Origin of the sequence: Prevotella sp. P3-92 (assembly GCF_002251205.1) — a bacterium.
GTDB lineage: Bacteria > Bacteroidota > Bacteroidia > Bacteroidales > Bacteroidaceae > Prevotella.
The window spans coordinates 93,227-119,439 of record NZ_NPJE01000040.1 but is presented as its reverse complement, the minus strand read 5'-3'; the positions used below and the strand labels follow the sequence as shown (position 1 = coordinate 119,439).

The following is a 26,213-nucleotide window of genomic DNA, read 5'->3' as shown; positions in this document are numbered from 1 at the left end:
TGCAGTTCTCCGATAATTTTAAGGTAGTTTTCTGAATATGGTAAGTCGTAAGAGCAATTCGAGAAGCAACAGGAGGCATGCTGCCAAGGCAAAGGGCTGATAAGCCTCATAGCGTTTGCTGAACTGCGTCACGTTGAGTTTAGACTTTTCGAGTTTGTCGATTTCTCGATAGATATTCTGCAACTCCCGGTTGTTTGTTGCGCGATAGAAGCCGCCATCTGTTGCTGCGGCAATTTCACTCAAGGTCTTACTATCTATTTCTACAGGGATATTGACATACTGCACACCACCGGCAACAGGCATGGGATAAGGAGCCACCTTATTGGTACCTACACCGATAGTATAAACTCTGATGCCTAGACTTTTGGCAATTTCAGCAGATGTCATGGGCGACAAGTCGCCACGGTTGTTACTACCGTCGGTCAGCAGAATGACAACCTTGCTTTTCGCCTTAGAATCCTTCAAACGGCTGACAGCATTGGCAAGTCCCATTCCGATGGCTGTTCCATCCTCGATAAGTCCTCTCGTTGCCAAGTCGGTTCTGACACCCCGTAGCAGGTTGAGTACCGAAGTGTGGTCGGTCGTCATAGGACATTGTGTAAACGCCTCACCCGCAAATATCGTCAGACCAATATTATCGTTGGGTCTGCCGGCAATAAACTCAGCAGCCACTTGTTTGGCAGCCTCAATACGATTAGGCTTTAGGTCTTCTGCCAGCATAGATCCTGAGACGTCCATCGCCATCATGATATCGATACCCTCCACCGATTTGTTTTTCCAGGAGTTATGGGTTTGAGGTCGTGCCAATATCAATACCAACAGTACGAAAATCGCCAGCCTCAACAACAATTGTATCGGCATCAAAGTCACCTTCCAGCTCCGTGCTGCAAACCTATAGGCATGGGTATCGCTCAACCGCACGGTAGGTTCGGTTTTCTTCCGATACATCAGATACCATATCACATACGGTATCAGCAGTAACAGCAGCAGGAAATATTCTTTATTTGCAAATTCCATTCTAATTCATTATTTATATCCACTCGCCGAGAAGCAACACATGATAAACGGCATAAACGAGCATAGCCACACATGCCACGACAATCAGGCTGATAACGGTTTTGAGCAGTCGTCTTGTTTTCAGAGAGCGTTGGTCAGCTTCTGTCAACTCAGGTTTCTGGACTTCCTCTGTGGCAACCGCCTCCTGTTTCGTCTGGTCGATAAAGGCAATAGCGTTAACCAGGTTGGCGTCGTTCTCGTTGATGAGTGTAGAATATTTGGCAAACTTCACCAAATCGGCCGTGATGAACAGCTGGCGGAGTTCGTCGATCATAGCCTGGTCGCCCGAAGACGTCAGGCGTTCTATAATCTCTCCACTTGTCATCTCCATGGCAGAGAAATGGTAGCGCTCCTCTATATATTTACGAAGCGTATCGGTAAGTTTCGTATAGTACTCCTTCGGATTCTCCGACGACACCATACGTTCTGCCTTGATCTGCTCTATCTCCTTCATGGCCTTCTGGTGTGGCAACAGTCGCTTCACGATACGCAAAGTCTTGATGATAGGTTTGTTGTCGCGCAGGCGAAGGTAGAGATAATAAGCCACAGCCATCAGGAGCAAAGAGAGAATGCTCAACCAAAAAGGAAGAGCCCACTCAGCCCATGAGAAAGGGTTGTCCTGTACATCCTTCGGACCATAGAACTTATCGAGTTTGGTTGTATCAACCTCAACTTCTATCACCTTTAGTGCCAGACTCTTAGTAGGATATACTTTCCCGTTTACTTTAACGCGAAATGCGGGCAGATAATAGAGTTTACCGTCGAAAGACGTCAAGGTATAGATGCGTTTAACCTGCATGCGTCCATCGCTCACATCTTCAGTCTGTTCGTCGCTTACAGCCAACACCTCCACTCCCGGTACGATATTCTCACGCGGTTTGAAACTCGGCATGTTGACCTTAGACTGCTGTGGAACTGTTGCCGTCACAGTCACATGCACCTGCTCTCCTATCATCATCTCAAGTGAGTCGATACGAGCTTCTACATCCACCTGCGCCAAGATCGTAGCAGGCAATAATGCAAGGATAAATAATATCAGGTGTTTCATGCTTATCAACTTCTCTTTTTAAATAGCAGCAACAGGTGTTTGACAAAATCATCACCTGTGGAAATGCTTACCATGTCAACATTACTCTTGTTCATGGTCTCTCGCAAATGCTGTTGCATCCGATTCCAATATTGTTCGTGAGCACGTCGCAAGCGCTTGCTGCTGGTATCAATATACTGTTCATAGCCGGTTTCAGCATCAACAACACGCATCAATCCCACATCGGGTAATGACTTGGCAAAACGGTCATAGACCTGAACTGCAACAACATCATGTTTTCTGTTGCAAATCTGAAGGGGATGCAAGAAATCCTTCTGGTCGTAAAAATCGCTCAACACGAATGCGGTACAACGATGTTTAACAACACTTGTAAGAAACTGCAACGCTCCCTCTATGTTCGTTCTTTTGCTTTCAGGGTGAAAGTCGAGCATTTCGCGTATGATATAAAGGATGTGTTTACGTCCTTTCTTCGGAGGGATATACTTCTCGATATGGTCGGAAAAGAATACCACTCCTATCTTATCATTATTCTGAATGGCGCTAAAAGCAATGGTGGCAGCTATTTCTGTCACCATATCGCGCTTCATTTGGCTTTGCGTGCCGAAGTCGAGCGATCCGCTGACGTCTATGAGTAGCATGACGGTGAGTTCGCGCTCTTCTTCAAAGACCTTGACATAAGGGCGATGGAAGCGTGCTGTCACATTCCAGTCGATATCTCTGACATCATCTCCGTACTGGTATTCGCGCACTTCGCTGAAAGCCATTCCACGGCCCTTGAAAGCAGAGTGATACTGGCCTGCAAAGACGTTTACGCTCAGTCCTCTGGCCTTGATTTCTATCTTTCTTACCTTTTTTAGTATTTCAGCGGTTTCCATTTGTTTGATCTGATTCGTTGTTTATAATCACTTCAATAAGACAGGCGACAATCAAGGTACTTCCACCTTATTGATGATCTTTGAAACGATTTCCTCACTTGTCACATTGCTTGCCTCTGCCTCATAGGTCAGACCGATACGATGACGCAATACATCGTGTGCCACGGCGCGTACATCCTCAGGAACAACATATCCGCGACGCTTGATAAAGGCATAAGCGCGGGCAGCCTTCGCCAGATTGATAGACGCACGCGGACTTCCGCCGTATGCTATGAGGTCTTTCATGTCTTTCAGTCCGTAGCGATCAGGATAGCGAGTGGCAAATACGATGTCGGCAATATACTGTTCGATCTTCTCGTCGATATAGACCTCGCGTACCACGTTTCTTGCATTAAGGATTTCCTGAGCCGTAGCGACAGGTTTCACTTCAGGAAGTTTTCCTGCGATATTCTCGCGGATGATGCGTTTTTCCTCTTCGAGTGTAGGATAGTCGATCACCACCTTCAGCATGAAACGGTCCATCTGTGCTTCTGGAAGTGGGTAGGTACCTTCTTGTTCGATGGGGTTTTGTGTAGCCATCACAAGGAATGGTGTGGGCAAATCAAATGTTTCTTTGCCAATAGTCACCTGTTTTTCCTGCATGGCTTCGAGCAACGCACTCTGTACCTTGGCAGGAGCGCGGTTGATCTCATCTGCCAATACGAAGTTGGCGAATACCGGACCTTGTTTCACCTGGAAGCGCTCGTCTTTCTGCGAATAGATCATCGTACCTGTCACGTCGGCAGGCAAGAGGTCTGGTGTGAACTGTATGCGGCTGTAAGTTGCATCAATCAGTTGTGAAAGGGTCTTGATGGCAAGTGTCTTTGCCAGACCAGGCACACCTTCGAGCAATATGTTTCCGTCGCTGAGAAGTCCGATGAGCAACGACTCTACGAGATGCTTCTGTCCTACTATTACTTGATCCATTCCTGTCACGAGATTGGTGACAAATCCACTTTGCTGTTCAATCCGGATGTTAAGCTCCCGGATATCAATTGATTCTGCCATAGTTATATTCTATTTTTGTTTATTTCTGTTTTACGTGATGCAAAAGTAATCAATTCCTATAGGAAAGTTCTCATGCAAGTATCTAAATAATATTAAAAAAGTTTCCTACGTCTTACAATTTAAGAAACTTTTTCATATCATAACATTTTAGCTGTATATTTGAGATTTATACCAAATCAAAAATGCCTGTCGGGCTCTTTCTTTTGAGTACTTCCAGTTGCAGGTCGGCACCCGCCACGATACCATGGTTACGCAAAATGGCCTCAACGGTCTTACGGGCAAGTTCCGGATGGTTGTTCTCTTCACTCAGGTGACAAAGCCAGACATGCTTCAGGTGTTCGCTCATGTTCTCCACAAGTGCTTCTCCACATTCTACATTACTGAGATGTCCGGTATGCGAGAGTATGCGCTCTTTAAGAAAAGCCGGATATGGGCCGTTTTTCACCATTTCAACATCGTGGTTAGCCTCGATGACGAGATAATCTGCTTTGCTGATGTATTCTTTCATTTCATCGGTTACATAACCAGCATCAGTAATCACACAGAATGCGGTTCCTTCCGCTTCCACCATATACCCCACATTATCGCTACTGTCATGTGGAACGCCAAAGGGAGTAATCTTGAAGTCGCCTATGGTAAAAGAAGTGCCCTTTTCTACATAATTTACATAGTCTGAGGGGACTTTCTGTTGGACACAATAATTTTTGGTAATACCTTCGTGCACCACCTTCGTCGTATACACAGGAACGTGTTGGTCTTTGCTGAACGAACCTACCGATTTGATATGGTCAGCATGATCATGGGTCACAAGTACATGATGCACCTGTGAGAAACTTAATCCATAATCTCTGAAGTTCTTTTTCAAACTTCTAAGTCCTACTCCGATATCTATCAATAGTCCATCCGTCGGCGTAGTCAACAGATAACAATTTCCGCTACTGCCGCTTCCAAAGGATATAAATCTTAGCATTTGGTTTTAAATTTATCTGCAAAAGTAATAAAAAAAAGTCACATTTTTCTTATCTTTGCAACGATTTTTGGATATTTTAAACTTATGAAGAAAATTGTATTATACATTTGCACCATGATCATGGCGTCTTGTAGCCTGATAGAAGTGCATCAAAAGGAGTCTGAAGTTGCAGCAAAATCATGGGCTGAAGCCTTTTTCAGCTTCGACCTTGCACGTGCCAACCAACTGACAGTTGAAGAGAGTCGGCCTTGGTTACATTTCATGGCTTCTAACATTACAGACGAAGATTTGGATTTCGCCAATTCGGAGGATGCCTCCACGTCGGCACATATCGACGATGTGACGGAACTTCCGGGTGATACGATGTGCCTGATAAAGTTGGTTGTGGATAATGCCTTTGTTGCCGACTCCATAGGTTCCCGAGCTCATCTCGTTGACGAATACCACACGACCGTTACTGTGGTAAAACGTCATGGCCATTGGATGGTTAGAATGGCAGGCCTACCGCGAAATGAAATGCAAAATCGCGACTAAAATCCGGATGTAACAGAGGGTAATGTTCCTTTGATGTAGTATAAGCAGGATTAACGGCTTTCATACCCATATCAAAGCGAAGGATGAAGTATCCAAAATTCAATCGGAATCCCATTCCGTAGCTTACTGCGAGTTGTTTCAAGAACTCGTCAAACTTGAATTGTCCACCCGGTTGGTCGTCGTAAGAACGGATGGTCCAGATGTTACCGGCATCAACAAAAAGCGCACCTCCTATTTTCCAGAACAGATGTGTGCGATATTCCATGTTGAGGTCCAGCTTCATGTCTCCCGTCTGGTTGATGAAGTCGATACGTCCGTCCTTGCTGATATACGAACCAGGACCAAGTCCGCGAACACTCCATCCGCGCACGCTATTGGCTCCACCCGCGAAATATCGTTTTTCAAACGGCAGGATAGTACTGTTTCCATAGGGATAGGCAATTCCAAATCCGGCATGGAATACGAGTTGGTTGTTGTAGTCCAACTGTATGTTACGTGTGAAGTCAACATCCCCCTTCACGTATTGTGCATAGGCAATATCAAGGAAAGTGTATTGTCCCTGTGCGTTTTTATGGAAATTCAACGCATGTGCTGCGCCATGAAGCAGATTGCCTGCTGTTTCTGCATTGGCTTTGATGGCAATACGTCCGTTGTTGTAGGTATAACCCATACCTATTTTCATAATGAAAAGGTTCTCGTAATTATAGCGCAGGATGGCATTCTTGCTTTCGGTATCGTTAAGATACTCATTACGAAACGTTTCACTTATCCATGGCATGGAGATATAGTTGAGATCAAGCAGGTCTATGCGATAACGGTCATGATGCCTACTGTCATTCCATTTGTATTTCCATGCTACAGAAAAGACTCGTCGATGGAACTCCGGTCGGTTTTGAAGGTCGTATAGCATCGACACTTCACTTGTGGCATTAATGCGACGTCTGAAGCTGTTGGCAAGAAAAGGTGCGATGAATCTTGGGAATGTCAATTTGGTTTCTACGCTATACTCTTCAAAATTGTCGTTACCATAGCCTTCCAGCCCCTTGATAGCCTCAAACGCGCCACGCAGTTCTATGGTAAGGTTTTCTGCTCCCTTGAAGAGGTTGCGGTTCTGATAGGTTAGCGCAACAGCAGCACCAAAATCTCCTGCTGTATTCGTTCCTTCGGGTTGAAAAGAGATGGTGGAGGGTTTGTTGGTACTCAGATGGATATTACAATCGAGAAGACGTTCTCGCTGATGTTCTTCCCATGAAATACTGGTGTATTTGACGGCTCCGAGTCTTCCGAAATGTGCATAGGTATCTTGCAATTTCTTTGCCGAATACAATTCTCCCGAACGTATAAAAGTATTGCGTTGCAAGACTCCTTTTCGAAGATGAATGATACTGTCTTCGCTATCACCACTCAGATGGTTGACTTTCCCTATCCTATAACTGAGGTGTGGTATTTCATTCCCGTCATGGTCGGTATTGGCATGGATGACAAGTGTCAGGTTGATAGCTTTTTCACCCGGCATAGAATCGGCTCGAAAGGTGATGAAATCCTTGTTGAATCTGAAATATCCTCTGTTGGCCAATTCGCCGACTAATCGGTTGCGTTCGTTATCTAAATTTTCAACGCTAAAGCGCATATTCTCTTTCAGCCCTCTATGCTCAGGCAGGTCCAAACGCAACAGATTGGCAATGGCAGTATCCCGTACTTCATAATTCACCTTTCCCAAATAATAAGGCTCACGAGGGTGAACATGGTACGTCACGTTGATCTTACGTTTCTTTTCTTTGAATGTCGCATCTACAGAAGCACGCAGATAACCCATATTCTGCAATCTCATCTGTAAATCCTGCATGGAGCGTGTAGTACTCAACGTGTCGTAAATGACAGGAGCCTCTCCTATGTTTTTTAGGGTACGGTTGATCCATTTCGACGAGTCTTTACCTGCCAACGAGTAGGTTGACAATGGTAGTTTGAACGACGAGAACCATCTTGTATTACCTTTTTGGCGTACATACGATTTGAGATTGGCGGAATTTACATCTCTGTATTTTCCGTCACTTTCCACCTTGACTCTATTGAGCAGGTATTGGCCTTCTGGCACATATTTGGTTTCTGAGCAGCCACAGAGCATCAACCCTATGACTCCTGTTATTATCATGATCGTATGTCGCATTCTGTTTACAAAGGTAGTGCAATTCAGGTGAAATACAAAACAAACCAACAAAATTTTGTCTGTTCAACAACTAACTTGCGTTCTGATTTTACCATAATCAGGCCGTTTGGCTGAACAGACAAATGTGTTTGAACGGTTCAAAGAAATATGTCCACTCTCTCTTGTTAATGCGAACCAATATACAGGAATATCATTCCCAGCAGCACCAACGCCAAATCGACAGCCTTGGCGCGAAGGTTCTTCTCATGGAAGAAGGCAGCACCAAAGAGGAACGACACGATAACCGAACCACGACGCACCATCGACACGATAGATATCATGGCATCGGGCAACGAGAGGGAATAGAAATACACGAAATCAGCTGTAGAAAGGAAAATGCTGACTCCGATAATTGACCAATGCCAATGAAATGGCGTGGTCTGCTTGTGTTTGGGCCACCAGAGAATGGCAAGCATGATGAGCATCATACCACATTGATAGATGTTATACCACGACTGTACCATCATACGATCAAGCCCAACGCCTCCGCTTCCTTCGGGAGCCATCAGGTACTTGTCGTAAAGTCCGCTAATCGCTCCAAGAACAGCAGCACCAACTATCATCCAGATCCAATGGTTGTGCCGGAAGTCTATTCCTTCTTTTTTACCACTCCTACTCAACATCATAAACGACATGACGGCCAACAAGACTCCCATCCATTGCCATCCGTTAAGATGTTCTCCAAATACGAGTAACGCTCCTACAAGTACCATGACCGGACGTGTGGCGTTAATCGGACCTACTATCGTCAAGGGCAGATGTTTCATGCCGAAATAGCCTAACACCCAACTGCTCAGCACGATCAAGGATTTGAGGACGATGTATTTATGCATCTCCCATCCGCCTGAAGCAACATGGAATATGGTATTGTTGAGAATTTCTGTCTGACCACTCAGAATGATGAATGGTAAGAAGATTATCGACGAGAACAGGGTGTTGAGAAACAACACAGGAATGACGGCATTTTCGCGTAGAGCTTCTTTCTTGAATGCATCATAGAAGCCCAATAATGTTGCCGACAAAAAAGCCAATAATAACCAAGTCATCTTTTTAACAATCTTTTATGTGTTTATTATTTGAAAAAATGTATCGTTGTTTGAAATACTTAATATTCTACCCGTTCAAGAAACAATGCTTTGGCGGGCATCGACTCGCCTGCTTGGGTACGATGTCCACTCTCAATAATCCGTCGAAACTCCTCAAGGGTCATGCGGCCTCGCCCCACTTCTATGATCGTACCGACAACGGCCCTTACCATATTCCGAAGAAATCTATTGGCACGTATCTCGAAATACCACTCCTCTGGAGCGGTTTGATGCCATTGTGCATGGGTTACCTTACAGAGCGTGGTCTTGACGTCGCTTCCGGTTTTGCAAAACGAACCGAAATCGTCATATTCCATCAGTATAGCCCCAGCTTGATTCATGAGTCCGAAATCGAGCTGATAATGCATCTGCAGGCTAAACTGCTGGCAAAAGGGATTCTTGCCGTAGTGGATATAATAATGGTAGGTTCGGGCGGTAGCCGAAAAACGAGCATGTTTATCGGCAGCAACCGCCTCAACCTTAGAAACTCCTATATCGTATGGCAATACGCCATTGAGGCGCTTGACCATGTGTACACAATCGAAAACAACATCAGTATCGAAATGTGCAGCCATTTGGCGTGCATGAACTCCTGTGTCAGTTCGTCCTGCTCCTGTCACGTGAATATCCTCACGGAGAAGGAGTGAAAGTGCACGTTCCAATTCTTCTTGAACTGTAATACCATTGGGCTGATACTGCCATCCATGATAACGTGTTCCATCATAACCAAACCATACGAAATATCTCATTTTCTTAACTTGTTTGATTGTTTCTTTTCTTTAGCTTAAACCATCTATCTCACCATCTACCAAGCGAATATGTAATGCCTGAGGAGATTTTGGAAGTCCTGGCATGCGAATCATGCTTCCTGCAATAGCCACAATCATCTCGGCTCCGGAATTGATGACGATGTCACGGATTTCAAAATCAAATCCGTCGGTCACTCCGTATGCCTTCGGGTCTTGCGAGAACGAATACTGGGTCTTGGCAATACACACGGGGAAGGTCCTGCAACCTAATTGCTCTGCGCGTTTCATCTTGCGCTGGGCATCTGCTGAGAATGTCACATGCGAGGCGCCATAGATTCTGCGTGCAACAGCTTCAATCTTTGCACTTATGTGACTCTCGTCTGCATACATCAGCTGGAGTGGTTTTGACGGTTTCTGCTCTATCGTCTCGACCACCAGACGGGCAAGGTCTTCAGCACCTGCGCCCCCTTGTGCATAGGCGTTATTTAAGGCAAAGGGTACGTCCTGTTCCTTACAATGGCGACGTACCATTTCTATTTCCTGTGCATCATCATCTGCATATTGATTGAAACAAACGAGTACGGTCTGACCGAATTTCTGGAGGTTATGAATATGCTTGTCGAGATTGCGCAAGCCGCGACAAACTCCTTCTGTATGAGGCAGACGGATTGCCCTCTCTTCCACTCCACCATGCATTTTCAATCCGCGTAGCGTAGCCACAAGGACCGTCAGTTTGGGTTGAATATGGGCTTTACGACACTTGATATCAAGGAATTTCTCTGCACCCAGATCAGCACCAAATCCTGCTTCTGTCACTACATAGTCGCCATACGTCATCGCCATCTTTGTAGCTATAATAGAATTGCAACCATGTGCGATATTGGCAAATGGTCCTCCATGGATGAAGGCAGGCGTATTTTCTGTGGTCTGAACGAGATTAGGATTGAGTGCATCTTTCAACAATACTGCGATAGCGCTCCCTACTCCCAAATCGCTCACATAAAACGGTTTGTCTTCGAGCGTGTAACCCAGTAGGATGTGATTGATTCTTCGTTCTAAATCTTCAAGGTCAGAGGCAAGACAAAGGATTGCCATAATCTCGCTGGCAGGAGTAATGTCGAATCCGCTTTCCTGCGGACAGCCGTTGACATGCGGTCCAAGTCCTGTTACGATGTGTCGGAGCGATCGGTCGTTCACATCCATGACTCTTCGCCATAGTATCTGTTTCATTCCGAAACCTTCAGTCTGGTGCTGATAGATGTAATTGTCGAGCAAAGCGGCAATCATATTGTTTGCCGTGGTAATGGCATGGAAATCGCCTGTGAAATGCAGGTTGATTCTATCCATGGGCAACACCTGTGCGTAGCCTCCTCCGGCAGCTCCACCCTTTTGTCCGAAACACGGACCGAGTGATGGTTCGCGGAGTGCCAGAACAGCTCTTTTTCCTATACGTGCCAATCCGAGCGAGAGACCGACGGAGACGGTTGTCTTGCCGATTCCTGCCTTTGTAGGAGTAATGGCTGTTACGAGGATGAGGTTACTCTTTTCAACTCGTTCTTCATCAATCAGTTTGCCTGGCACTTTGGCAATAAATTTTCCATACGGTTCAATCAGGTCTTGGTTGATGCCCATCGTGGCAGCAATCACGCTGATTGGCTTCAATGTTGCTTCGCGTGCAATTTCGATGTCTTGTTTCATGCGGTCAGGTGGGTTTTAAATGATTATATATTTGTTGATATAGTCCTGCTGTGTCACCATGTAATCGATTGTTTCTTATTTTTTTTATTGCACCACTTTGAAACGAACCCGGAATACCTTGTTTTCTTCGTCCCAATTCGTTCCAAGTAATTCAAAACGGCCAATCTGACTGGTTGATCGCACGTGTTTGCCGATACACGGACAAACGTCATAATCGCCTATGCGTACGAGTCGGATGGTTTCCGACGCATCTTCTGGCAGTCGGTCTGGCGAAACGCCCTCTGGCAGATTGTTGCGGTCAACAAATTCAAACTCCACAGGCAAATCCTCTTCAATAAGTCGGTTCATCGTCTGTTCTATTTCCTTCTCCTCTTGGCGCGAAGGTTTATGACTCAGATGAAAGCTCATCTTGCTCTTTTTGCGCTCGATATGTGCGTTGAAAGAACGTTCACAACCGAATATGCGCATCATGGTCTGATTGAGCAGGTGTTCGGCTGTATGAGCCGGAGGAAATTCCTCTTTGTGGTGTTCGTTGAGAATGATATTTTCCATTGTTTTATGATTTTCAGATACTGTAACTTTCATCTTCATCACCACGCCCCCATTGGCACCTACCTGCAGTCGAACGGCCTTATCTGGCTGCAGGTCAATGTTGGTTTTTGTTTTGCTCCACAGTTCTGTGGCAACATATTCGCCTGAGGCAACTTGCAAGAAGTCGAAGGCGTGTTTCGGCAGATTGACATCAACATCAACTTCGTGGTCTTCAAAATTGACTACCACCAAGAGCAGGTCATGTCCGATGTGACGGAGGAACGCATATTGACGGTGCAAATGTGGATTCACATACATCAGGTCGAAGAATGTGCCTTCGCTTATGGCTTTCTCGCGACGAGCAATCTGCATGGTTTGTTCATGTTGTGCATAAACCAGTTTTTCGTCGGCGGTCAATTTTCTGGAGGCTGCCCGACATAGGGTATCGATACTCCAGTAGTCGAATATTGTGGTTCGTCCATCGCATCCGCTAAATCCTTCGTGGTCCATTCCGCGCTCTCCATACTCTTCTCCGAAATAGAGCATAAAAGGATTCTGTTGCATGAGCATGGATGCCATCATAGCAGGGACTCCGCGACGGGCTTCGCCTGCAAAGAATGTGCTTGCAATACGTTGTTCGTCGTGGTTTTCCAAGAAGTACAACATGTGTTGACGAATATCGTCTGTTTGTTGCCAGGCAGAAGTAATTGCCGAGGTAGCAGCCTGTCCGGTTATGACGGCGCGCATCGTATCATACATGCCTACTTTGTCGTAGAGTAAGTCAAAGCCGGCTGAAATATAACTACGATATAATGACGGATTATATACCTCACCGATGAACTGTATGTCGGGATATTGTTCTTTTACCGCTTTTGTAGCATAGCTCCAAAATGCTGCCGGCACCATCTCAGCCATGTCGCAGCGGAAACCGTCTATACCTTTGGCTGCCCAGAACAAGAGGATGTCGGTCATTTTCTTCCAGGTATTGGGCATGGGATTGTCGTACAATACTCCACCTGCGTAATAGTCAACACCATAATTGAGTTTTACCGTTTCATACCAGTCATTCCTCCCTGGCGCATTGTCAAAATGGTCGTTGCCCGTGGCTTTGGCAGGATATTCTTCGTAAGGTGTTGCTTCGCCGTGATAAAGGTCAAAACAAGGTACGAAAGCTTGTCCTGGACAGTAATAGAAATTGTTATCTACCGGGTCGAAGCCTCTATCCACATGATCGTCTTCTCCAAGGTCGCTAACATTTGCTGGCTTGCAAATGGAATGATACTGGCGTGCTACGTGGTTGGGCACAAAATCGATAATCACTTTGAGACCAGCCTCGTGGGTGCGCTTAAGCAAGGCTTCAAACTCCTCCATTCTGTGGTCAACATCTGTTGCGAGATCTGGATCAACATCATAATAATCGGCAATAGCGTATGGCGAACCGGCACATCCTTTCACAACTGCAGGATGTTGTTTTGGGATTCCATATGCTGAATAATCTGTCCTCGTCGCATGACGAATAACCCCCGTGTACCAGACATGAGTAATGCCCATTCTTGCCCATCGGTTCAATACCTTTGGGGTGAAATCATCCATTTTTCCGCAACCATTCTCTTCAATGGTTCCGTTCATGTGACGGGTGATACTACGATTGCCGTAAAGGCGAGTAAAAACTTGATAGATAACCTGTTTACCTGTCATAAAGATTTAACGAGTAAAGATAATAGGCGCAGGTATAGCCCACGCCTATTATTTATTTAATTCTGTTTTAGTATCATTAGGATTAAGCAATGCCATGAGCACTTACTTCCTTATTGATTTTTGCAATCATACCCTGAAGGGCTTTACCTGGACCGCACTCTGTAAAATCGTCTGCGCCAACGGCAATCATGTTCTGCACAATCTGTGTCCAACGAACCGAACTTGTCAGCTGAGCAATCAGGTTTTGCTTGATTTCAGCAGGATCGGTATGTGGCTTGGCATCTACATTCTGATAAATGGGACATTTGGGAGCGGCAAACTCAGTTTTCTCGATAGCGGCCTGAAGTTCGTCCTTAGCAGGCTGCATCAATGGAGAGTGGAATGCGCCACCCACCTTCAAAGGCAGAGCACGCTTAGCGCCGGCGGCTTTCAGCTGTTCGCAAGCCTCGTTGATGGCTTCGATATTACCAGAGATTACCAGCTGTCCGGGGTTGTTATAGTTGGCTGGAACCACAACACCCTTACCCATCTTGCTTACTTCTTTGCAAATGGCTTCAATCTTATCGTCGGGCAAACCGATGATGGCTGCCATGGTAGAGGGCTGAGCCTCACAAGCTTTCTGCATAGCCATGGCACGAGCATAAACCAGTTTAAGACCATCTTCAAAGCTCAATGCTCCAGCAGCAACAAGTGCCGAGAATTCGCCAAGAGAGTGTCCTGCAACCATAGTTGGTTGGAATGCGTCTCCCATGCAGATGGCAGAAATAACAGAGTGAAGGAAAACGGCGGGTTGCGTTACCTTGGTCTGTTTGAGGTCTTCGTCAGTACCTTCAAACATAATGTCGGTTATACGATAGCCAAGAATCTCGTTGGCTTTTTCAAAAAGTTCTTTTGCTTTAGGATTGTTGTCGTAGAGGTCTTTGCCCATTCCTACGAATTGAGCTCCCTGACCGGGAAATACAAATGCTTTCATTTTCTTATATATTTTTATTATGGAATTCTTTCCGCGTGCAAAGGTACGAATAAGCGAGGGAAAAACCAAACTTATTTGAGTTTTTCCGAGCGGAAGTACCTAAAATCAGAAGGATTAAAGGTACGAATAAGCGAGGGAAAAACCAAACTTATTTGAGTTTTTCCGAGCGGAAGTACCTAAAATCCGAAGGATTAAAGGTACGAATAAGCGAGCAGAATCCAAAAGAAAAACACATTTTCTTTTTGGATTATCGAACGAAAGTACCCAAGAGACAACAGTCTCAGAGGTACGAATAAGCAAACAAAACCTTTTATCTTCGAGTTGCATTCGGGATGCGTTCAGGTAATCGTCCTCAACTTTGTTAAGTCAAATGATCCGTTCGAGATTTTCCGTGAAAAAAGCGAAGAACAGAAATCGCGTAACATGTCCCAAGAAGCTCCCAAGTAAATCCTAAGTAAGTCCCAAAATCATGTCCACAACAATAGGAACATGATAGGACCATATAGGTAAGAACTGCCGATGTGCTAACCTTATTATATTATGAGATAAAAAAAAGCAGATAAAAGTCTTTGAACACCAAACATAATTGAATAATTTGAATCTCTATCAGATTATTTTTGTTGAAATAGTTTGGAAATCTCAAATATATTGATTACTTTTGCAGCCGATATTAATCATTCCCTTGTTTCCATTCGAGAAACAATAGTATTGCGACAAATTCCTGTCGCACACATTCATACCAAGAATACTTAGAAATAAATATGTACTTAAAAGAAGATTTGGAAAAAATGGAAATCTCTCAACTTATGGAGATTGCCCATGAAGTAGGTGTAAAAGTGTCACCTGACGATTCTTTGGAAAGCGTAATCTATGCCATACTCGATAAACATGCCATAGATTCTGCTGCGGAGTCTGTGGCTAACACCAAACGCAAACGCACACGTATAGCTAAAAAAGAAAAAGATAAAGTATATACTGTCAGCGGAAAAGACGGAGAAAACCTTGATACAAAGCCTGCAAAACGCGAGAAGAAACCTTCTCTCGACACACTCCTTGCTACTGCCGCACAACAAACTATTCCCACAGAAGAAAATGACAACAGCGAAACCATTGCACCACAATCTATAGAAACAGCAAAAGATGCTGAAACAGAAACAGCACCTGTGGAAAAGGCAGAAAAAGAAGCTACAGATAAGCCTGCTCCTAAAAAACGAGGAAGGAAATCGAAAAAGGAACTCGAAGCTCTCGAACTGGAAAAGGCTGCAAAAGAAGCGGCCCTTATTCAGCAACAACCCGAAACTAACGAGCCCCAAGAGCAGATTGAAAACGTAGACCCCAATACTGTTGCACAAGAGGAGCCTGTGACAGAACCACAGTCCGAAGCTCAGAACATGGAGCAAAACAATAACACAGGCTACAACGAAGGTCCAATGACAGAAGATGATGTTTGGAGTGGAGACCCAGGAGACGGTACTGATTTTATTACCGTTGTCGACCTGCCCATAGAAGACCAAGAGGCACTACCTTCACTCGACATCTTCGACAGACCCATCAGCAGTAACGCCCCAACAGCCAGCACTTTTGTTGCACCACAACAACCTGCACAGGATAAATACGACTTCGACGGTATTATCTCTGGTAACGGAGTACTCGAAATACTACAAGATGGATACGGCTTCCTTCGTTCAAGCGACTACAACTACCTTTCATCACCCGATGATATTTACGTAAGTCCACAACAAGTAAAAGGCTATAGCCTCAAAACAGGCGACGTGGTGGAATGTACCGTAAGACCACCGCACGATAACGAGAAATACTTTGCTTTAACAGAAATAAAAAGCATCAACGGAAGAAACCCACAAGAGGTCAGAGACCGCGTAAGCTTCGAACATCTCACCCCACTCTTCCCCGATGAAAAATTCAACCTCTGCGGCAATAGCGCCACCACAAATCCAAGTGTACGCATCGTTGACCTCTTCTCACCTATAGGAAAAGGACAGCGCGCACTCATAGTGGCACAGCCAAAGACAGGTAAGACAGTACTGATGAAAGACATTGCCAACGCAATAGCAGCCAACCATCCAGAGGCTTACATCATGATGCTCCTCATTGACGAAAGACCTGAGGAAGTCACAGACATGAGCCGTACTGTCAACGCAGAAGTAATTGCATCTACCTTTGACGAACCAGCGGACAGACATGTAAAAATTGCCGGTATCGTACTGGAAAAAGCAAAAAGAATGGTTGAATGTGGACACGACGTAGTAATTTTCCTCGATTCCATCACAAGATTGGCACGTGCCTATAATACCGTAAGTCCTGCATCAGGAAAGGTACTCACAGGTGGTGTTGACGCCAACGCACTACAGAAACCAAAGCGCTTCTTCGGAGCTGCACGTAATATAGAAAACGGAGGTTCACTCACTATTATAGCCACAGCTCTTACAGATACGGGCTCAAAAATGGATGAGGTAATCTTTGAAGAATTCAAAGGAACCGGTAACTCCGAATTACAACTCGACCGCACATTGGCCAACAAACGCATATTCCCTGCTGTCAACCTCGTCCTCTCTTCTACCAGACGCGACGACTTGTTGCAGGATCCAACCACACTCCAGCGTATGTGGATTGTACGCAATTTTATTGCAGACATGAATCCTCTTGAAGCCATGAATACCATGCGAGACCGCATAATTAAAACCATGGACAACGAGGAATTCTTGGCCACAATGAATGGATAACCTTTAAATCATCCCAATAATTACAACTATGCAAAGAGACAACACGATTTTCGAGCTCATCGAAAAAGAGCATCAGCGCCAACTCAAAGGCATCGAACTGATTGCGTCAGAAAATTTCGTCAGCGAACAAGTGATGGAAGCCATGGGCAGCTATCTGACAAACAAATATGCTGAGGGCTACCCTGGACACCGATACTATGGTGGCTGTCAGGTCGTGGATGAAGTAGAACAACTCGCCATCGACCGTGTTTGCAAACTCTTCGGAGCTGAATACGCCAACGTACAACCCCACTCAGGAGCACAAGCAAACGCTGCAGTACTACTCGCCGTACTGAAACCAGGTGATACATTCATGGGCCTTAACCTGGCTCACGGCGGTCACCTCTCACATGGCTCACTCGTCAATACCAGCGGTATTCTCTACAAACCCGTAGGATACAATCTTGATGAGAAAACTGGACGTGTAGATTACGATGAAATGGAGCATTTAGCACTCGAGCACAAACCAAAACTCATCATCGGTGGCGGATCAGCATACAGCCGCGAATGGGACTACAAGCGCATGCGCGAAATCGCAGATAAAGTTGGGGCTTTGCTCATGATCGACATGGCACACCCAGCAGGTCTCATCGCCGCAGGACTCCTCGAGAACCCGGTGAAATGGGCTCATATCGTAACCTCTACCACACATAAAACCCTGCGCGGTCCACGCGGAGGTATCATCTTGATGGGTAAAGACTTTGAAAACCCATGGGGACTCAAAACGCCTAAGGGTGTCACCAAAATGATGTCACAACTGCTCAATTCAGCAGTATTCCCTGGACAGCAAGGCGGTCCTCTGGAACACGTTATTGCTGCTAAAGCAGTAGCTTTTGGCGAAGCACTACAGCCAGAGTTCAAAGAGTGGGCCAAACAAGTACAAAAGAATGCCAAGGTATTGGCTGAAGAACTCATCAAGCGTGGTTTCACCATCGTAAGCGGCGGTACAGACAACCACTCAATGCTCGTTGACCTGCGTACAAAATATCCCGATTTGACCGGTAAAGTAGCAGAGAATGCCCTCGTTGCTGCAGATATCACAGTCAACAAGAACATGGTACCATTCGACAGCCGTTCTGCCTTCCAGACATCAGGTATTCGCCTCGGCACTCCTGCCATCACTACACGTGGTGCAAAAGAAGACTTAATGGTAGAAATTGCCGCTTTCATCGAAGAAGTACTCAACGATCCCGAAAATCCAGAAGTTATTGCAAGTGTTCGCAAACGCGTCAACGAACGCATGAAGGAATATCCACTCTTTGCCTACTAAACTATTGAAAAGCAAGAGGTTTTAACCCTTCAAACAACTAAATACAAAGCAGTTCTGCTGACAACAAAAGTCACGCAGAACTGTTTTTTTTATCAGAAACATGAAAAATAATGTTGAGCAAACCTCGTGCTCTCCATTTTTTTTCGTATCTTTGCAAACAGAAAGAGAATGGCCGTATCGGTTCGATAGGGATACTCATCAAATTACTATGAAAACAGGGCGTATTTCCTGTACAATGGCGGGCCACAACTCCTAAGGAGCAGTTTGGCAACAGACCAGTGGATTACAAAGGCAGGAGAACCCCATATCTTCTAAAAAAGGAGTTTTCATCACATCACCGGTGCGGCCTCTTTTTTCTTTTTCATCAAAATAATCAAAGAAATATTAAACCAACATTAATAATATGTTTTCCGGAATAATCGAAGAAACCGCAACAGTTGTTGATATCATACGCGACCGCGACAATATCGACTTAAAATTACGTTGTCCGTTTACTAACGAGTTAGGTATCGACCAAAGTGTAGCACACAACGGAACATGCCTTACCGTAGTAGCCATTGACAACGATTGCTACACGGTAACAGCCATGAAAGAAACGTTAGAGCGCACCAACTTAGGACTACTTCACATAGGCGACAAAGTCAATGTGGAACGATCGATGATGATGAACGGACGTCTCGACGGACATATTGTACAAGGACACGTCGATCAAACCGCTGTGTGCATCGCAAAAGAAGACGCCAACGGCTCTACCTATTTTACTTTTGAATACCAAGAAAACCAAGAAATGGCTCTCAATGGCTATTTTACAGTAGATAAAGGCTCGGTTACCGTCAATGGTGTATCCCTTACCGTTTGCAACCCTACCGCCAACAGCTTTCAGGTAGCCATCATCCCCTACACCTTTGAACATACCAATTTTTGTAATATCGAAAAAGGAAGTGTTGTCAATATTGAGTTTGACATTATAGGCAAATACATCGCACGGCTACAACAGTTGAAATAACAAAATTCACAGCAGACCACACCTATAATATAAGGTGTAAGACCACAAAAATAGCACAAAAAATGCTGATTATCAAAAAAAAACGAAAATATATTTCCGTTTCACGCTGAAAATCAGTATCTTTGCACTCCGAAATAAAAATTATAATCACAGAAAGAAAAATAAAATCGTTAGAAAACATGACGAAAGCAGAAATTATCAACAAGATTGTCCTTGAAACAGGAATCTCGAAAAAAGATGTTGCAGGCACCATTGAAGCATTCATGGAAGAAATACGCCAGAGCATGTCAGTGAGAAAAGAAAACGTATATCTCAGAGGTTTCGGTACATTTACCGTTAAACACCGTGCCCAGAAAACTGCACGCAACATTTCCAAGAACACCACTCTTGTTATCGATGCACACGACTTCCCTGCATTCAAGCCTGCAAAGAGCTTTATCGCCAAAATGAAATAATTATAACAACAACTTAATTTATACACATTATGCCAAACGGAAAGAAAAAGAAGGGCCACAAGATGGCTACTCACAAGCGTAAGAAAAGACTGCGCAAGAATCGTCACAAGAGCAAGTAAGCCATAAGCATATAAGCTCAACGAGAAAAATGAAAGGAGTGTACCGAGAAAATGTCGAGTGCCGACAATTCTCAGTACACCCCTTTCTGTATTTCAAAATACAAATACAAAAAGTTTTTAAGAATGACAAGTGAAGTTATCATTGACGTACAACAGAAAGAAATCTCCATTGCACTTCTCGAAGACAAGAACTTGGTAGAATACCAAAACGAAAAGCGTGAGATGTCGTTTTCTGTAGGCAATATCTATCTGGGAAAAGTACACAAACTCATGCCCGGACTCAACGCATGCTTTGTCAATGTCGGTTCGGAACGCGACGCTTTCTTGCATTATCTTGACTTAGGAACACATTACTGTTCGTACGAGAAATACCTTAAACAAGTACAAAGCGACAGAAGAAAACTCTTCCCCATCTCTAAAGCTACACGACTGCCAGACTTACCCAAAGAAGGAAGCGTGCAAAATACGCTGAAGCCTGGTCAGGAAATTCTTGTCCAAGTGGTGAAAGAACCCATTTCAACCAAAGGACCACGACTTACCTGCGAGTTAAGTTTCGCAGGACGATATATGGTACTGATGCCTTTCCAAGACAAAGTATCAGTTTCCACAAAAATCAAAAAAGGAGAAGAAAGAGCCAGACTCAAACAATTGGTTCAGAGTATAAAACCAAAAAATTTCGGAGTTATAGTCAGGACATCAGCAGAGGGAAAACGTGTCGCAGAACTTGATGCAGAACTGAAACAACTGTTAAAACGATGGGATGAAGCCATAGAAAATGCACAGAAGGCCACAACATCGCCACAACTCATACACGAAGAAACAGGTCGTGCAGTAGCTTTGCTACGCGACCTGTTTGATCCTACTTACGACGGAATCTACATCAACGACAAAGAGGTATTTAAGCAAATCAAGAACTATGTCGAGATTATTGCCCCAGACAAGATAGACATTGTCAAACTCTACACAGGAAGCGTCCCCATTTTCGACAATTTCAACGTAACTAAACAGTTGAAGTCATCATTCGGCAAAACTGTCAACTACAAACGAGGAGCCTATCTGATTATTCAGCATACAGAAGCCATGCACGTGGTGGATGTAAACAGCGGAAACAGAACAAGGGCTGAAAACGGACAGGAAGCCAATGCACTCGAGGTAAATCTCGGAGCGGCCGATGAATTGGCAAGACAATTGCGACTAAGAGACATGGGAGGTATCATTGTTGTCGATTTCATCGACATGAATTTGGCAGAAGATCGACAATTGCTCTACGAAAGAATGTGTAAGAACATGCAGAAAGATCGTGCAAGACACAACATTCTTCCGCTTAGCAAATTCGGCCTCATGCAAATTACACGACAACGTGTACGCCCTGCTATGGATGTGAATGTGGAAGAGGTGTGCCCAACATGTCTCGGAACAGGAAAAATCAAGTCCTCAATACTCTTTACCGACCAATTGGAAAATAAGATTGACCAGCTGGTCAACAAGATTGGAATCAAGCAATTCACCCTCCATGTCCATCCCTATGTGGCAGCATACATCAATCAAGGAATGATTTCCATGAAGCGTCGCTGGCAAATTAAATATGGACTTGGAGTGCGCATAATCCCTTCGCAGAAACTGGCATTCCTGCAATACGAGTTCTATGACAAAAAAGGCCATTTCATCGACATGCGCGAAGAAGTGGAAAGTAAAAACTAAACAACAGACACAATATCATTTCTTATGCTTTTACTGAAAATCGTATTCTGGTCAGCTATAGCGCTGGTATTTTATACCTACTTCGGATATGGAATCTTACTTTATATCATAGTCGGAGTGAAACGGCTTTTAAGTAAAGGCAAAAAGGAACAGACGAAACTGCCGGAAGACAACAAGCTTCCTGAAGTGACGCTTATGATATGTGCATACAACGAACAGGATATTGTCAACGACAAAATGAACAATACGTTGGCAATCGATTATCCGAAACTAAAAACCGTATGGGTTACAGACGGATCGGATGACGATACCAACCTAAAGCTGTCTTCCTACGACGTGAAGGTGATATTTTCACCTGAGCGTCGTGGAAAGACCGCAGCACTTAATCATGGCTTGGCATTGGTTGATACAGAACTTGTAGTGATGACAGACGCTAATACCATGCTCAACAGCAATGCCATACGCGAAATCGTGAAATGCTTTCTTGATCCAAAAGTAGGATGCGTAGCAGGAGAAAAGCGTGTTGCTGCCAACGAGCAAGGCCCACAACAAGCAGCAGCTCAAGGTGAAGGCCTCTACTGGAAATATGAAAGCAAACTTAAACAACTTGACAGCGAACTCTATTCAGCCATGGGAGCTGCAGGCGAGCTTTGTGCCATTCGCCGCTCTCTATACGAACCCATGCCAGAGAACGCTTTGCTTGATGATTTTGTCATGTCGTTGAGAATGCTGATGCAAGGCTATCGTATTGCTTATACTCCAAAAGCCTATGCACTTGAGCACGGATCTGCCAATTTAGCAGAAGAAGCCAAAAGAAAAAAACGTATTGCAGCAGGTGGACTACAGAGTATCTGGTGGCTTCGTCAACTCATGAATCCCCTACGCTATCCCATAGCTTCTTTTCAGTTTGTTTCACATCGTGTACTCCGTTGGACCATTACCCCTTTCGCACTTTTCTGTTTGATTCCACTTAACATTGCCCTTGTCTTAATGAAAGCAGGCATGGTTTACAACGTGATTTGGATATTGCAGATAGTTTTCTATCTTGCAGCATTGTGTGGCTATATGCAAGAACTCAATGGAAAGAAGAACAAATTTCTATATATCCCTTGCTACTTTGTATTTATGAACCTGAATGTATTCTACGGAATATCTTATCTTCAATCACATAAGAATAGTGGAAAATGGGAAAAAAGCAAACGCGCTTAAAATATATACTCCCCAGGTTTGGCGGAATAAAAAAAAAATTATATCTTTGCAGAAGTATATTACAAACAAGAACTAATTACATCTTGAAAAATTAAATATTATGAACCAAGATGAACGCAAAGAGCTTATAGCAAAGATAAACGAAGCAAATTCCAGAGCTGATGCTGCTGAAATCAAATTTTTGGGTCTCCAGAAAAAGATAGGCGAATATGAAGCAAAAGCAAAAGAGGCCGAACGGGCAAACCGCATGAAATCGTTGTTTTTGGCCAATATGAGCCATGAAATAAGAACACCGCTCAATGCAATCGAAGGTTTCTCAAGAGTCATGTGTGAAACTGAATCACAGGAAGAACGCATGAAATACATGGAGATTATTGAGAGCAACAATTCGCGTTTGCTGACACTTATCAATGAAATTCTTGACCTTTCACGAGTAGAAGCCGGAGAAGTTTCGATAAAGAAGTCGTTAACAGACCTCAACGAACTTTGTAGAACACTCAACAACACATTCAAGTTTAGATGTCCTGATACTGTCAACATGGTGTGGGAAGAACCTAATATGACTGTCATGCTCAATACAGACGGTAACCGTATTTCGCAGGTATTCTCAAACTTAATCAGCAACGCTCTGAAGCATACCACACAAGGTAGCATTTCTTATGGATACAGACTGATTAACGACGGGCAAGACGTAGAATTTTATGTGAGCGATACCGGTTCAGGTATTGACCCACAAGACATAGACAACATTTTCAAGACCTATGTTTCGAAAGATGCCGACTTTATTCAAAACGGATTTGGCCTCGGTTTGCCTTTAAGCAAGATTATTGTAGAAAAACTCGGAGGAACCATCAGCGTATCTTCCAAGCTCGGCCAAGGTTCGACCTTCCGCTTTACAATACCTTTCGATGGATCAGTTGGAGGACTTGCCAAAAACTCACGCATCACCACTAATTCCCGAACCATACGAGTTAGTACACATGGCAATTTGCAAGATGCTCCACTTATTCTCGTTGCAGAAGATGAAGACAACAACTATGAGCTGGTTAAGGTCGTGCTTTCCAAACGCTATCGCTTGCTACGCGCCCACAATGGAATAGAAGCCGTAACATTTTGTGAAGACGAGCATCCCGACCTTATTCTCATGGACATCAGAATGCCGGAAATGGATGGACTCGATGCCACTCGAATCATCAAAGAAGTAAATCCAGACGTACCCATTATTGCCCTCAGCGCCTATGCCTTTGAGGAAAATATAAGAGAGGCCCAAGCTGCAGGATGCAACGGATTTCTTTCAAAGCCATTCCGCGTGGAAGACTTGTTGGATAAGATTCACAACTATTTGACCGAATAAGTTTATTCTAAATCTTTTGACACAAATTATATGGGAAAACTTGCTGTTTATCGCTATGTGGCTATGATGTTTCTTATAATGCAGATTGTAGTATCTATCTTCACGATTCTCGGTTTGTTTGGAGGAAACTATTCGCCAGTAGGAAATAATGCAAAGGCAATGATAGTTTATATCTTGCCCCTGCTCATCCTTGCCAACCTACTATTGTTGGTATATTGGTTGATTAAACGGAACTGGCTGTTGACATTTGTACCAATCATCACATTACTTTGTTGCATTCCCTATATTGGTACGCTAGTCCAATTCCGGTCTGACAACACCAAAGCGGTTGCAACTCAAGACGGTTTAACTATCGCCACATACAACGTTGCCATGTTTGGAAGGGAAACATCAGGTTTCATCTCTCAAGACATCTTGGCAGAAATGAAAAACCAAAAAGTAGATGTGCTTTGTTTTCAGGAGTATCTTGATGCAAGTGGCGATAAGAAAGTGTCTGATTCATATAAGAACTACTTTCCTTACAAAGCTTATGGACGTGATGATATGATCATCTACAGCCGCTATCCAATCCGTAACACGGATAAGATTCTCTTTGAATATTCCAACAATAGTGCCATGTGGGCAGACATAGAGGTAAACGGAAAAATCATCCGCGTTTATAATGTTCACCTGCAGACAACAGGTATCAACGGCACACTCCATCAAGTAGCCAAAGCTAACTATCACGGAATAAATGTAGATAAAAGTTCTATTTTGCGCGCCATTTATGGCAATTACACTTTAGGTCTGATGATTCGTTCAGGCCAATCGATGACTATAGCTAACAATATGCGACAGACAGAACACCCACGTATCATCTGCGGCGACTTTAACGATGTGCCCTACTCTTATGTGTATAAGACACTTTTAGGCAACATGGTTGACGGATTCAAAGAATGTGGTTTCGGCTGGATGAGTACCTTCCGTGGTGGAAAGAAAAGTGTCCGCATTGACTACATCTTCCATGATGAGATGCTCAAAGGTCTTACCTATTACAAACGTGAGCTTACATACTCTGATCACTATCCCGTATTTATGAAAATTGCTTTATAGAATAATTTCCTATATACAAACTGGCAGTACTACACAGACAACCCTATAGTACTGCCGGTTTTGTATTTTATTCCTTCATTAAATATTCCACATACTCATTATCGATAATTATAAATCTGCCGGTTCCTCTTCAAAATGACCTTCACGATTGATATGGAATTTACGACTTTCTTTCCATTCAAAATCAGCATCCGGCTTATTGTCCGAACGAAAGAAGCGCATTAATGTCACTTCGTAACGGCTCGTCACAGAATATTCAAGTTTCATACTTCCAATTTCACCATTCAGATCACCATCGGCACGTTCGTAAATGGTCAACCGGTCTTGCATGACGTTATCGTGATCAAAAACACAAAGGTATAAAGTTGGTGGAGTTATAGAATCCATACGCTCTGCCAACAGTACCATATTAAAATGAGGGGTTGGTGGAAGAATCGCAGCTTTGAGTTTCTGATCTCCCTCACACCCCATACTACTATTGAATAGTTTTGGAACAGGCGTCATCTGGGGAAGATATTCCACAAACTCAGGGGTATAATGCAAAGGCAACGCAATCATAGAAAGACTGTCGAAAAATACAGTCAAAGGTTCACGGTTATCGGGTACAGGCAACATAGCTTTCGTGGTTTCCGCTTTTTTAATACTGTCTATCTTACGCTGATACTCCGCCATTCGATTGTGATTGCGACAACCGAACACCATCATCAGTAAGACAGCACTTACCCAAATTATAGATTTCTTCATCATGAATGCAAAT

General features: G+C 44.1%; 21 protein-coding genes. 9 read left to right on the top strand and 12 right to left on the bottom strand.

Annotated elements, in window-relative coordinates; genetic code table 11:
- Positions 1-18: 18 nt before the first annotated feature.
- The 5 genes from CIK93_RS06490 to CIK93_RS06470 form a co-directional block, all read right to left on the bottom strand.
- Positions 19-1,017 carry a VWA domain-containing protein gene (locus CIK93_RS06490; RefSeq protein ID WP_094446932.1) on the bottom strand — a complete coding sequence of 333 codons (999 nt, stop codon included), beginning with the start codon at positions 1,015-1,017 and terminating at the stop codon, positions 19-21.
- A gap of 13 nt (positions 1,018-1,030) precedes the next feature.
- Complete coding sequence (locus tag CIK93_RS06485; RefSeq protein WP_173815124.1) at positions 1,031-2,104, bottom strand: BatD family protein; 1,074 nt, start codon at positions 2,102-2,104, stop codon at positions 1,031-1,033.
- Positions 2,105-2,109: 5 nt separating this feature from the next.
- A complete protein-coding gene (locus CIK93_RS06480; protein ID WP_094391685.1) occupies positions 2,110-2,979 on the bottom strand; it encodes a DUF58 domain-containing protein in 870 nt (289 codons plus the stop codon).
- A 51-nt stretch (positions 2,980-3,030) separates the two neighbouring features.
- On the bottom strand, positions 3,031-4,026 hold the full coding sequence (locus CIK93_RS06475) for a MoxR family ATPase (RefSeq protein ID WP_094391684.1): 996 nt from the start codon (positions 4,024-4,026) through the stop codon (positions 3,031-3,033).
- A 166-nt stretch (positions 4,027-4,192) separates the two neighbouring features.
- Positions 4,193-4,996, bottom strand: a complete 804-nt coding sequence (locus tag CIK93_RS06470) for an MBL fold metallo-hydrolase (protein WP_094440743.1) — start codon at positions 4,994-4,996, stop codon at positions 4,193-4,195.
- 84 nt (positions 4,997-5,080) lie between these two features.
- Between CIK93_RS06470 and CIK93_RS06465 the strand changes: the two genes are divergently transcribed.
- The gene (locus tag CIK93_RS06465) at positions 5,081-5,530 is read left to right on the top strand and encodes a hypothetical protein (protein WP_094391682.1); all 450 of its coding nucleotides are present in this window, start codon (positions 5,081-5,083) and stop codon (positions 5,528-5,530) included.
- Here CIK93_RS06465 and CIK93_RS06460 read toward each other — a convergent pair.
- The 6 genes from CIK93_RS06460 to fabD form a co-directional block, all read right to left on the bottom strand.
- On the bottom strand, positions 5,484-7,682 hold the full coding sequence (locus CIK93_RS06460) for a BamA/TamA family outer membrane protein (RefSeq protein ID WP_094446931.1): 2,199 nt from the start codon (positions 7,680-7,682) through the stop codon (positions 5,484-5,486). The genes CIK93_RS06465 and CIK93_RS06460 overlap by 47 nt on opposite strands.
- Before the next feature lie 179 nt (positions 7,683-7,861).
- Positions 7,862-8,782: a DMT family transporter gene (locus tag CIK93_RS06455; RefSeq protein ID WP_094446930.1), complete on the bottom strand. Its 921-nt coding sequence runs from the start codon at positions 8,780-8,782 to the stop codon at positions 7,862-7,864.
- A 59-nt stretch (positions 8,783-8,841) separates the two neighbouring features.
- Positions 8,842-9,570 (bottom strand): tRNA pseudouridine(38-40) synthase TruA, encoded by a 729-nt coding sequence (gene truA / locus CIK93_RS06450; protein WP_094446929.1) that lies wholly within the window; start codon positions 9,568-9,570, stop codon positions 8,842-8,844.
- 30 nt (positions 9,571-9,600) lie between these two features.
- On the bottom strand, positions 9,601-11,268 hold the full coding sequence (locus tag CIK93_RS06445) for a formate--tetrahydrofolate ligase (protein ID WP_094440746.1): 1,668 nt from the start codon (positions 11,266-11,268) through the stop codon (positions 9,601-9,603).
- Between the two features lie 84 nt (positions 11,269-11,352).
- Positions 11,353-13,497: an alpha-amylase family glycosyl hydrolase gene (locus CIK93_RS06440; RefSeq protein WP_094446928.1), complete on the bottom strand. Its 2,145-nt coding sequence runs from the start codon at positions 13,495-13,497 to the stop codon at positions 11,353-11,355.
- Between the two features lie 82 nt (positions 13,498-13,579).
- Positions 13,580-14,470: an ACP S-malonyltransferase gene (gene fabD, locus CIK93_RS06435; protein ID WP_094446927.1), complete on the bottom strand. Its 891-nt coding sequence runs from the start codon at positions 14,468-14,470 to the stop codon at positions 13,580-13,582.
- Between the two features lie 761 nt (positions 14,471-15,231).
- On the opposite strand from fabD, the gene rho reads away from it, so the two are divergent.
- The 8 genes from rho (at position 15,232) to CIK93_RS06395 (ending at position 25,456) form a co-directional block, all read left to right on the top strand.
- The gene (gene rho, locus CIK93_RS06430; RefSeq protein ID WP_094446926.1) at positions 15,232-17,211 is read left to right on the top strand and encodes a transcription termination factor Rho; all 1,980 of its coding nucleotides are present in this window, start codon (positions 15,232-15,234) and stop codon (positions 17,209-17,211) included.
- Between the two features lie 28 nt (positions 17,212-17,239).
- The gene (gene glyA, locus CIK93_RS06425) at positions 17,240-18,520 is read left to right on the top strand and encodes a serine hydroxymethyltransferase (RefSeq protein ID WP_094391674.1); all 1,281 of its coding nucleotides are present in this window, start codon (positions 17,240-17,242) and stop codon (positions 18,518-18,520) included.
- 403 nt (positions 18,521-18,923) lie between these two features.
- Positions 18,924-19,526, top strand: a complete 603-nt coding sequence (locus tag CIK93_RS06420; protein WP_094391673.1) for a riboflavin synthase — start codon at positions 18,924-18,926, stop codon at positions 19,524-19,526.
- A 179-nt stretch (positions 19,527-19,705) separates the two neighbouring features.
- Positions 19,706-19,981 carry an HU family DNA-binding protein gene (locus CIK93_RS06415; RefSeq protein ID WP_094391672.1) on the top strand — a complete coding sequence of 92 codons (276 nt, stop codon included), beginning with the start codon at positions 19,706-19,708 and terminating at the stop codon, positions 19,979-19,981.
- A 242-nt stretch (positions 19,982-20,223) separates the two neighbouring features.
- On the top strand, positions 20,224-21,801 hold the full coding sequence (locus CIK93_RS06410; protein ID WP_094391671.1) for an Rne/Rng family ribonuclease: 1,578 nt from the start codon (positions 20,224-20,226) through the stop codon (positions 21,799-21,801).
- Between the two features lie 24 nt (positions 21,802-21,825).
- A complete protein-coding gene (locus tag CIK93_RS06405; protein ID WP_094436281.1) occupies positions 21,826-23,010 on the top strand; it encodes a glycosyltransferase family 2 protein in 1,185 nt (394 codons plus the stop codon).
- A gap of 100 nt (positions 23,011-23,110) precedes the next feature.
- A complete protein-coding gene (locus CIK93_RS14050) occupies positions 23,111-24,364 on the top strand; it encodes an ATP-binding protein (RefSeq protein WP_094436283.1) in 1,254 nt (417 codons plus the stop codon).
- Positions 24,365-24,394: 30 nt separating this feature from the next.
- Positions 24,395-25,456 (top strand): endonuclease/exonuclease/phosphatase family protein, encoded by a 1,062-nt coding sequence (locus tag CIK93_RS06395; protein ID WP_094446925.1) that lies wholly within the window; start codon positions 24,395-24,397, stop codon positions 25,454-25,456.
- 108 nt (positions 25,457-25,564) lie between these two features.
- On the opposite strand, the gene CIK93_RS06390 is transcribed toward CIK93_RS06395, so the two are convergent.
- Positions 25,565-26,203 carry a hypothetical protein gene (locus tag CIK93_RS06390; protein WP_094446924.1) on the bottom strand — a complete coding sequence of 213 codons (639 nt, stop codon included), beginning with the start codon at positions 26,201-26,203 and terminating at the stop codon, positions 25,565-25,567.
- Positions 26,204-26,213: the final 10 nt, after the last annotated feature.

Coding starts and splice junctions, on each gene's coding strand:
- CIK93_RS06440 (WP_094446928.1), bottom strand. CDS start 13,497: ATGACAGGTAAACAGGTTATCTATCAAGTTTTTACTCGCCTTTACGGC.
- CIK93_RS06460 (WP_094446931.1), bottom strand. CDS start 7,682: ATGATAATAACAGGAGTCATAGGGTTGATGCTCTGTGGCTGCTCAGAA.
- CIK93_RS06480 (WP_094391685.1), bottom strand. CDS start 2,979: ATGGAAACCGCTGAAATACTAAAAAAGGTAAGAAAGATAGAAATCAAG.
- CIK93_RS06390 (WP_094446924.1), bottom strand. CDS start 26,203: ATGATGAAGAAATCTATAATTTGGGTAAGTGCTGTCTTACTGATGATG.
- rho (WP_094446926.1), top strand. CDS start 15,232: ATGTACTTAAAAGAAGATTTGGAAAAAATGGAAATCTCTCAACTTATG.
- CIK93_RS06405 (WP_094436281.1), top strand. CDS start 21,826: ATGCTTTTACTGAAAATCGTATTCTGGTCAGCTATAGCGCTGGTATTT.
- CIK93_RS06475 (WP_094391684.1), bottom strand. CDS start 4,026: ATGGCAGAATCAATTGATATCCGGGAGCTTAACATCCGGATTGAACAG.
- CIK93_RS06395 (WP_094446925.1), top strand. CDS start 24,395: ATGGGAAAACTTGCTGTTTATCGCTATGTGGCTATGATGTTTCTTATA.
- CIK93_RS06445 (WP_094440746.1), bottom strand. CDS start 11,268: ATGAAACAAGACATCGAAATTGCACGCGAAGCAACATTGAAGCCAATC.
- fabD (WP_094446927.1), bottom strand. CDS start 14,470: ATGAAAGCATTTGTATTTCCCGGTCAGGGAGCTCAATTCGTAGGAATG.
- CIK93_RS06470 (WP_094440743.1), bottom strand. CDS start 4,996: ATGCTAAGATTTATATCCTTTGGAAGCGGCAGTAGCGGAAATTGTTAT.
- CIK93_RS06490 (WP_094446932.1), bottom strand. CDS start 1,017: ATGGAATTTGCAAATAAAGAATATTTCCTGCTGCTGTTACTGCTGATA.
- CIK93_RS06410 (WP_094391671.1), top strand. CDS start 20,224: ATGACAAGTGAAGTTATCATTGACGTACAACAGAAAGAAATCTCCATT.
- CIK93_RS06485 (WP_173815124.1), bottom strand. CDS start 2,104: ATGAAACACCTGATATTATTTATCCTTGCATTATTGCCTGCTACGATC.
- CIK93_RS06455 (WP_094446930.1), bottom strand. CDS start 8,782: ATGACTTGGTTATTATTGGCTTTTTTGTCGGCAACATTATTGGGCTTC.
- CIK93_RS14050 (WP_094436283.1), top strand. CDS start 23,111: ATGAACCAAGATGAACGCAAAGAGCTTATAGCAAAGATAAACGAAGCA.
- CIK93_RS06415 (WP_094391672.1), top strand. CDS start 19,706: ATGACGAAAGCAGAAATTATCAACAAGATTGTCCTTGAAACAGGAATC.
- glyA (WP_094391674.1), top strand. CDS start 17,240: ATGCAAAGAGACAACACGATTTTCGAGCTCATCGAAAAAGAGCATCAG.
- CIK93_RS06465 (WP_094391682.1), top strand. CDS start 5,081: ATGAAGAAAATTGTATTATACATTTGCACCATGATCATGGCGTCTTGT.
- CIK93_RS06420 (WP_094391673.1), top strand. CDS start 18,924: ATGTTTTCCGGAATAATCGAAGAAACCGCAACAGTTGTTGATATCATA.
- truA (WP_094446929.1), bottom strand. CDS start 9,570: ATGAGATATTTCGTATGGTTTGGTTATGATGGAACACGTTATCATGGA.